Origin of the sequence: Streptosporangium sp. NPDC006013, from assembly GCF_040614275.1 — a bacterium.
Classification (GTDB): domain Bacteria; phylum Actinomycetota; class Actinomycetes; order Streptosporangiales; family Streptosporangiaceae; genus Streptosporangium.
Genome location: NZ_JBEXUE010000419.1, coordinates 1 through 8,683, shown reverse-complemented (window position 1 = coordinate 8,683; position 8,683 = coordinate 1). Strand labels below are relative to the sequence as shown.

Genomic DNA, 8,683 nt, shown 5'->3' with positions numbered 1-8,683 from the left:
AGCGCCTCGGAGTGGAGCGGATGGGCGTCGGCCTCTGGCTCTCCCCGAGCGTCGCCGACCATCTCCACGATCGAGTCGATCGAGTTCGACGAGACCGGCCTGCCCCCGGAGATCGACAGGGCGGTTCCGGTGGTCGCCCCCGGGGCGACCGTCTCGCCACCGCCCAAGGGCACCCTGTGGGGGCGTATCGCCTACGCCACCGCGCTGTCAGAGACCGTCGAAGAGTGCCGGGCGGCGCTGGACGCCGCCGAGGCCGTCCTGAAGGTGAGGGCAACAGCGTGACCGCCGTTATCGAGAACGAGAAGAACATGCCTCCGGAGCCCCCGGCCAAGCCGGACGACGGGGTGTTCGTCACCCTGCGGGAGACCCCGCGCGCCGTCAAGGCGCTGCTCTTCGGCGGCTTCATCAGCAGGCTCGCCGCGTTCATCCAGATCTACCTGGTGCTCTTCCTGACCGACCGGGGCTTCTCCGCCACCCAGGCCGGGCTGGCGCTGGGCGTGTACGGAGCCGGCGCGGTGGTGGGCTCGTTCGCCGGCGGATCGCTATCCGACCGTCTCGGCGCCCGGACGGTCACGCTGATCAGCATGGGCGGCTCCGCACTCCTGATCGTGTCCATCCTCTACGCCCCGACCTACGCGCTGCTGCTCGCCGCGGTCTTCCTGGTCAGTACGGTCGGCCAGTTCTACCGGCCGGCGGCCCAGACCATGCTGACCGAGCTGACGCCGAGGCACCGGGTCGTGATGATCACGGCGATGTACCGGCTCGGCCTGAACCTCGGCATGACCGCCGCCCCGCTGATCGGCGCCGCGCTGCTCTCCGTCTCCTACAACGCGCTCTTCTGGGGCGAGGCCGCCGCGGCGCTGATCTTCGGCGTCACCGTGATGTTCGCACTGCCCAAGCGCGCCGCGCACGCCGCGTACGTGGCGAAGGAGCAGGAGGCGGTGGCGGAGGAGGCGGACCCGGCAACGCAGGGCCGCTCCGGCTACCTCGCGGTGTTCGCCGACTGGCGCTACAGCGTCTACCTGCTCGCGATGCTGCTCACCTCCATCGTCTACTGCCAGTACACGGCCACCCTGCCGCTGGACATCTCCGCCGCCGGGATCAGCCTGTGGTGGTACGGCGCGGCCGTCTCGCTGAACGGCTTCATCGTCATCACCTGCGAGCTGGCGATGACGAAGGTCGTGCAGAAGTGGCCGATCCGGCTGACCGCGCTGCTCGGCCTCGGCCTGGTCTCGGTCGGCTACGCGATCTACGCGATATCCCCGCTCCCGATCTGGTTCATGATCGGCACCCTGGTCTGGACTCTCTCGGAGATCATCGGCGGGCCCACCACGTTCGCCTACCCCGCCCTGGCCGGCCCCGAACGGCTCCGCGGCCGCTATATCGGCGCCATGCAGAGCGTCTTCGGGCTCGGCACCGCGATCGGGCCGGTGATCGGAACCCTGGTGTGGTTCCAGGTCGGACGCTCGGTGTGGCTGTGGGCGGCCCTGGTCTCCGCGATCGCGACCGTGGCGGGCCTGATCGGCATGCGTGACCCGCACAAGGCCGATGAGTCGCGGCCCGCGACCGCCTCGGCGACATGAACGGAGGGGTGAGATGCTCAGAATCGCTGTTGTGGGCGGTGGGATCGCGGGGGCCATGCTGGCCTGGCGGCTGTGCGAGGTCATCAGGGGCAGCGCCGTCCACCTGTACACCGGAGAGCCGCACAGGCGGGCCGACGCCAGCTCCGCCTCAGGCGGCCTGACCAGGGCGTTCGAACCGGATCCCGCACTCTGCCTGGAGGCCGCCGACAGCCTGGCCGAGCTCCAGTCGAGTCCGGAGCTGCGCCAGTGGGCCTCCTACCGGGAGACCGGCTCGGTATACCTGCTCCCCGGTCTGGGGCCGGGCACCGAGGGCCTGGTGGAACTGGTGCGCAGCCGCCTGCCCGGCTCGATCTCCCTGATCGGCGGCGAGGAGCTCAGCAGCCGCGGCACGTTCCGCGAGCTGCCCGAGGGAAGCGTGGCCGTCGTCGAGAAACGCGCCGGCTACCTCTCCCCGAACGGCTTCCGCGACCGGCTCCTGGTCGAGCTCGCCCGGTCGGGCGCGTTCGTCACCGACGGGCAGGTCGACGGGATCACCGCGGAGGCCGAGGTTCGCCCCGCCGAGGGCAGCCCGGCCAGGTTCGACGCCGTCGTGGTGGCGGCGGGGGCCTGGACTCAGGACCTGCTCGCCCGCACCGGCCTGTCGGACGCGGGACTGCGCACCAAGGTGATCCAGTACGTGCTCGGGCCCGCGGCCGGGAGGAACCCCGGCGCGTTCGTCGACGACACGTCCGGCCTGTACGGCAGGACGTACGCGGAGGGAAGGATCCTGCTCGGACTGCCCACCGACAGATGGGACATCACCCCTGGAACCGTGTCGACCGACCCCGCCCTCACCAGCAGGATCCTGGACGTCGCCGAGTCCAGGATCGGGTACCGCCCGCCAGGTGTGGGGGTCAGGGCCGTCACCGCGGTCGAGTGCTACCACCCCACGGGCGGGCTGTCGCTGCGCCCCCTGGCGAAGGGCGTCTACACCTTCACCGGGGGCAGCGGCGGCGCGGGCAAGACGGTGCTCGCCGCGAGCCGCACGGCCGCGCGAAGCCTGGTCAGGTCACTGCGCTGACCATGGGAAGAGGGCCTGGCCGGGGCGCGGTGAACGTCACCGCGACACCCGGTCAGGTCGTCGCGGTGAACACCAGATAGCAGTAGTCGTCCAGCATCTTCGCCAGCGGCCGGCCAGGGCGGCCCAGCCGCACCGCCAGCGCCTCCTCGCCGAGACCGGCCTCCGAAAGGAGGCGCCGCGCCCACTGGCGGCCCAGCCGCAGGTGCGCGCGGTAGGCGTCGGCCGTACGGGCACCGTGCAGGGCGTCGGCGATGGCGGCGTCCCAGGGCATCAGCGCTCGCGGGCGCAGGGCGTGCAGCATCTTGGTCGCCGCGGTCGGTCCCAGCGAGCGGGGTCTGGATCCGGGGGCCGCCCGCATCGCCGCGAGGTCCGCGTAGCACTCGCCCACCGCGTCGATCTCGGCGTCGCCCAGCTGGGCGAGTGCGACGTCCCGGCCGGGAAGGCGATCCCGCCAGCGCTCCCACCAGGCGCCGGTCTCCGCACAGAAGACGTCCGGCTCGCCCTCGCGCGGGTAGCGCAGCCGGCACCCCCAGGCGTTCAACCAGGTCAGCAGTGCCCGGCGATGGGCCGCGAGCGCCGGGTCGACCCACGGCCCGGTCGCCAGCAGCAGCCGTTCCCAGGACCGCTCGGCCGCGGTGTAGCCGGCGAACTCGCCGACCGCCGCGCGCAGGCGCTCCAGGTCGGGCCCCCCGTCCGTGACGGAGCCTCCCGGGCCGGGAACGGCGGAACGCGATCCCATCTCCCACGACGGAGTCGTCATGGTCACCGGCCGGTCAGCGGCGGCCGGCTCCGGCCCCGCATCAGCGCGGCCAGCAGCCGTTCGGTGCGCTCGTTCGGCTCCACCCCGAGGTCGGTGCGGAGCCGGTGACGGCACACCTCGTACCAGCTCAGGACGCGGCCGAGCTCGTCGAGCTCGCCGTGCATCATCATCAGGGTCTGGTAGGTGGCCTCGTGGTGGGGGTCGACGTCGAGGGTCCGGCGGCACCAGTGCATCGCGGCCGGCCAGTCCTCTCGCTCCAGCGACTCGCTGCGCAGCGCGGACAGCGCGCGCAGGGCGGTCCCGCGCATCCACTGCCGCTGCTCGTTGATCCAGCCGCCGGTCTCGCCGGTGAGGAAGTCACCGATGTAGAGGTCGGCGGTGCGCTGGAACCAGGCGATCGCGGTGTCGTGGTCCTTGGCGACCCAGGCGTCCCGGCCCCGGTCGAAGGCGCGCTGGAACTCCTCGATGTCCACCCACGCGCTGTTCGTCCGCAGCAGGTAGCCGTGGTTCTGGTGGAGCAGGGTGAAACCGTCCCTGTCCTCGAACTCGTTGAGCACCCGGCGTACGCCGTGCACGGCCACCTTGAGCGAGCTGGAGTGGTGGTCCGCTCTTTCCGGCCAAAGCACCTCGTGCAGCCGGTCCCGGTGGACGAACCGATCACGGTTGACCAGCAGGTACTGGAACAGGGCTCGGGCCTTGCCGGCGCGCCAGTGTGACACGGCCTGCCCGTCGACCTCCAGACGGAAGTTGCTCAGGCAGCGGGCGACGACCGAGGGCGTGCCCTCGTCGGCTCCGGGGTTGTGGGGGCCAGGTACCGCCAATTGTTGAACAGGCATGTTCGCTTCCCTCAGGAGAACGGACTCCGCCGCTCGCGGAGTCAACCGCGGACGCCGAAATACGTCGTGTACGAGTGCGGTGCCAGCACGACCTGGATGTGATAGGGCATGCACTCGTCGTGCATTCTGAACATCACCGTGACCTCCGGATAGGAGGTGGTCATGCCAAGCCCGGCGAAATAGTGGTCGGTGGCGAGGACGAGACGATAGAGCCCGCGCTCCATGAATTCGTCCATCCATTCTTTTACGTTTCCCTCGATGTCGGTCTCTCCCTCGGAGACCTGCTGCCAGTCCGCGCCCACGGCTCGCTCCAGGCGAGCTCGGACACCGGCCGCGGATCGGCCGTAGACGCCGTCAAGTGCCTGCGTGGCGATGCTCATGGTGAGGATACCCATCTTCTGGTCGGGGCCGCGTGACCCGTATCACGCGACCTCGGTCCCATCAGGTTCCACCGGAGCGTTATCCGTCCGCTTTCGGCCCGCTATCCATCGGCTACCGCTCCCTATCTTTTGCCGGCGAATGGGGCGGATGCCGGATCAGAAGAGATCGGATAAAGGCTGGATAGGGGGGCTGCCTACGTTTTGAAGCAGACAGGCGAACAGCAGCCAGAAAGACACGACAAGAGGTGCAGAAAATGCGGAAATTCGCTAGCTCCAACGCTCTCCGGTCCATCGTCGCCGCCGCCGCCATCCTGGGGTGCCTCGGCCTCACCGCCGTCCTCCCCGCGGTCGCCGCCGGCGGGTCCCCGGAGACCGTGGTGCTCGCCAGCAACACCCCCTGGGGCTGAACTCTGCACCCCCTGCCCGGTGGTCACCGGCGGCGGGGATTCGCCGGAGCGGTCGGAGCCGTCCAAGGCCCGGCCGCTTCTTCGCGTCTCAAACCCACCCGTTAGTCGCAAGTCAGGTCAGACCTTAACAAACCCCCCTGGTTCTCCACCCGGCGACGTTGTATGATCCCGGGCAGACAGCGGTTCATACACATAAAATCACCCGTCGTGATCACTGGGTTATATGTTCAGGATTATGGGCGGTTGGGATTCGGTATATTTTCCCTGGGTTTAAGTTAATGGTCAGGTGCCTGACGTCTCTCTTACGCCAAACCATGCGGTGATTTACTGGACAGGCCGCGACTCTGTAAGGAGATTCGGGTGGAGTATCGGATCCTCGGTCCTCTGGAAGTCGTGGCCGGTTCCCAGCGCCTGGATCTGGGGGCACCCCGGCAACAGGTGGTTCTCGCCTGTCTTCTGCTGGAGGCCAATCGCATGGTCACCATCGGGCGACTGACCGACGCGATCTACGGTGACGACCTTCCCAGCACCTCGCGCGCGCAGGTGCAGATCTGCATCTCCTCACTCCGGCGATTATTCGCCGCCCACGGCAACCTCGACGTCATCGCGACCCATTCCCAGGGATACACCCTGCGGGTCACCGAGGGGCAGCTCGACTCCCAGAACTTCGAGAACCTGCTGAGCCAGGCCCGCCAGGCCCGCGAGAACCGCAACCCGGACGAGGCGGTCAGACACTACCGGGACGCGCTCGCCCTCTGGCGGGGCCCCGCCCTCGACGGCCAGGAGAGCCGGCTCGTGCAGGCGGCGGTCAGCAGGCTGACCGAGCGCCGGATCAACGCCAACGAGGACTGCGTCGATCTGGAGCTGGAACTCGGCAGGCACCACGAGCTGGTCGGCGAGCTCAGCGAGCTGGTCGAGGAACATCCGCTCAGGGAGCGGCTACGCGGCCAGTTGATGCTCGCGCTCTACCGCTCCGGGCGCCAGGCGGAGGCGTTGACGGTCTACCGCCGCGCCCGCCAGACGATGATCGACGAGTTGGGCATCGAGCCCAACGAGAGCCTGCAGCAACTCGAGTACGCGATCCTCACCTCCGACGAGAGCCTTGACCCGCCGGAGCGGCAGCAGCAGCAACAACCACAGCAGCTCCAGCGCCACGGGGAGCCGAACGAGGTGCCGGTCGCGCACCGGACCGTGCCCCGGCTGCTTCCCACCGACATCGCGGACTTCACCGGCCGGATCAAACTGGTCGAGGCCATCCGCAGGCAGCTCACGTTCGCCGCGGAGGACCGGCAGCGACTCGCCGTGCCCATCATCGCCGTGGTCGGCAAGCCGGGGATCGGCAAGTCCACGATCGCGGTGCACGTCTCGCACAGCGTCGCCGGCCGCTACGAGGACGGCCAGCTCTTCGCCGACCTGCACGGAGGGGAGTCGCGCCCGCTCGGTTCCGGGCAGGTGCTCGAACGCTTCCTGCGGGCGCTGGGCGTGCCGGGCACCGCCATCCCCGACGGGGTGGACGAGCGGGCGGAGATGTACCGCGCGCTGCTCGCCGGACGCAGGATGCTGATCGTCCTGGACGACGCCAGGAGCGAGAGCCAGGTGCTGCCCCTGCTTCCCGGCAATCCCGAGGCCGCGGTGATAATCACCAGCAGGACCCGGCTGGCCGGCCTGCCCGGTGCCGCCCACCTCGACGTGGACCTCTTCGACTCGCGGCAGTCGGTCGACCTGCTCTCCCGTATCGCGGGCGTCGAACGGGTGCAGGCCGAGCACGAGGCGGCGGCCCGGCTGGCGGACCTCTGCGGTCACCTCCCGCTGGCGCTGCGCATCGCGGGCGCCAGGCTCGCGGCCCGCCCGCACTGGACGATCGACCAGCTGGTGGGCCGGCTGGAGGACGAGACCCGCAGGCTCGACGAGCTCAAGCACGGGGACCTGGGCATCAGGGCGAGCATCTCCCTGACCTACGAAAGCGTCAGCGAGGACGCGCGGAGGCTGTTCAGACGCCTGGCCATCCTGGAGTTCCGGCACTTCTCCGGCTGGGTCGCCGCCGCGCTGCTCGACAGCGACCCCGCGGACGCCCAGGACCTGCTCGACGACCTGGCCGACACCCAGCTGATCGAGGCGACGGACACCGGGTACGGCGTGCACGGCCAGTACCGCTTCCACGACCTGATCCGCGTCTTCGCCCGCGAGCGCCTTGCCACCGAGGAGGCGGTCGCCGACCGCAAAGCCGCGCTGGAGAGAGTGCTCGGCGGACTGCTCTTCCTGACCGGGGAGGCGCACCGCCGCGAGTACGGCGGCGACTACGTGCAGGTGCACAGCGACGCCCCGCGCTGGTCGCTGCCCGACCGGCTGGTCGAGAAGCTGGTCATGGCCCCCCTGCCCTGGTACGAGCGCGAGCGGCTGACGCTGGTCGCGGGGATCCGCCAGGCGGCGCAGGCCGGGTTCGTCGAGCTCTGCTGGGATCTCGCGATCAGCGCCGTGACCCTGTTCGAGTCGAGGATCTACTTCGACGACTGGCGGGAGACCCACGAGGTCGCGCTGGCCGCCGCCCGGCGGGCGGGGGACCGCAGGGGGCAGGCGGCGATGCTCTACTCGATCGGCTCGCTCTACATCGCCGAGCAGCGGTTCGGAGACGCGCGCCGCGACTTCGAGGCGGCCGCGGAACTGTTCGAGGAGGCGGGCGACGACCTCGGCGTGGCCCTCGTCATCCGCAACATCGCGTTCCTGGACCGGATCAGCGGCCGGCTCGACGACGCCGTGGAACGCTACGAACGCGCGCTGACGATCTTCCGCAGGACCGATGACCAGGTCGCCTCCGCCTACGTGCTGCACAGCGTGGCCCAGATCAGGCTGGACTGCGAGGACCTCGACGCGGCCAAGCGACTGCTGAGCGAGGCGCTGGAACTCAGCAGGGTCGGCGGCAGCCGGCGCGTGGAGGCACAGGTCCTGCACCGGCTGGGCGAGACCTACCTCCGCTCGGGAGAGCTGCCGTCGGCGGCCGAGGTCTTCGAGCGGACGCTCACCACGGTACGCAACATCGGGGACCCGACCGGAGAGGCGTACGCCCTGCACGGCCTGGGCATCGCGCGGCTGCGCCAGGGCGACTTCGCCGAGGCCGGCCTCACGCTCCAGCGCGCGCTGGAACTGGCGAGCACCATGGGAGAGAAGCTGGCCGAGGCGCGGGTCGTGCTCGGCCTCGGCGAGCTGGCGCTGGCCACCGACCAGACCGAACAGGCCATCGGCCGCTTCCACCAGGCCCTCGGTCTGTTTCACAAGATCGACGCGCCGTTCCACGTGGTCCGCGTCCTGGTCATGCTCAGCGAGGCGTACTCGGCCGTCGGCGAGACCGAGGCGGCGCTGAGCGTCTCGGAGGAGGCGCTCGAACTGGCCGACACGATGCCACCTGCGATCGCCGCCCAAATCCGTACCCAGCTGGCGGATCCTCCCGCCGGCTGACCTCGACCGTGCCCGGTGAGAGGCGACGGAGACGGCGCGGCCGCGCTCCCTGAACGGGGCGCGGACGTGTGGTGCGGCGGGTCGGTCGCCGGCCCCGGTCGAGTGGCCGTTGTCGTTGTGGGCGGTGCGGGCGGTCAGCGGTGGCCCTACCCATGTTGAAGGTACTCGTGGAGAATGTCCGGAGTGTTAACAAACACGTTCGGC

Annotated in this window: 8 protein-coding genes; 5 read left to right on the top strand and 3 right to left on the bottom strand. The window is 70.0% G+C overall.

Annotation, left to right across the window (positions count from 1 at the left end; all coding sequences use genetic code 11):
• From ABZ260_RS39930 to ABZ260_RS39920, 3 genes are all read left to right on the top strand, one after another.
• A partial coding sequence (locus ABZ260_RS39930) for a hypothetical protein (RefSeq protein ID WP_355627985.1) occupies positions 1-282 on the top strand: 282 nt, incomplete at its 5' end.
• Positions 279-1,583, top strand: coding sequence for an MFS transporter (locus ABZ260_RS39925; protein WP_355627982.1), 1,305 nt, complete (start codon positions 279-281; stop codon positions 1,581-1,583). The genes ABZ260_RS39930 and ABZ260_RS39925, both read left to right, overlap by 4 nt.
• Before the next feature lie 13 nt (positions 1,584-1,596).
• Positions 1,597-2,643, top strand: coding sequence for an FAD-dependent oxidoreductase (locus ABZ260_RS39920; protein ID WP_355627979.1), 1,047 nt, complete (start codon positions 1,597-1,599; stop codon positions 2,641-2,643).
• Positions 2,644-2,695: 52 nt separating this feature from the next.
• On the opposite strand, the gene ABZ260_RS39915 is transcribed toward ABZ260_RS39920, so the two are convergent.
• Genes ABZ260_RS39915 through ABZ260_RS39905 form a run of 3 tightly spaced genes read right to left on the bottom strand, consistent with a single transcriptional unit; the run spans position 2,696 to position 4,619 of the window.
• Positions 2,696-3,382: a hypothetical protein gene (locus ABZ260_RS39915; RefSeq protein WP_350956163.1), complete on the bottom strand. Its 687-nt coding sequence runs from the start codon at positions 3,380-3,382 to the stop codon at positions 2,696-2,698.
• Between the two features lie 23 nt (positions 3,383-3,405).
• Positions 3,406-4,239 carry a BTAD domain-containing putative transcriptional regulator gene (locus tag ABZ260_RS39910; protein ID WP_350919880.1) on the bottom strand — a complete coding sequence of 278 codons (834 nt, stop codon included), beginning with the start codon at positions 4,237-4,239 and terminating at the stop codon, positions 3,406-3,408.
• A 41-nt stretch (positions 4,240-4,280) separates the two neighbouring features.
• Positions 4,281-4,619, bottom strand: a complete 339-nt coding sequence (locus tag ABZ260_RS39905) for a hydroxyisourate hydrolase (RefSeq protein ID WP_326641313.1) — start codon at positions 4,617-4,619, stop codon at positions 4,281-4,283.
• A gap of 254 nt (positions 4,620-4,873) precedes the next feature.
• On the opposite strand from ABZ260_RS39905, the gene ABZ260_RS39900 reads away from it, so the two are divergent.
• Both ABZ260_RS39900 and ABZ260_RS39895 read left to right on the top strand, forming a co-directional pair.
• Entirely contained in the window at positions 4,874-5,026 is a 153-nt protein-coding gene (locus ABZ260_RS39900) for a hypothetical protein (protein WP_350919877.1), read from the top strand.
• A gap of 360 nt (positions 5,027-5,386) precedes the next feature.
• On the top strand, positions 5,387-8,479 hold the full coding sequence (locus ABZ260_RS39895; protein ID WP_355627974.1) for a BTAD domain-containing putative transcriptional regulator: 3,093 nt from the start codon (positions 5,387-5,389) through the stop codon (positions 8,477-8,479).
• Positions 8,480-8,683: the final 204 nt, after the last annotated feature.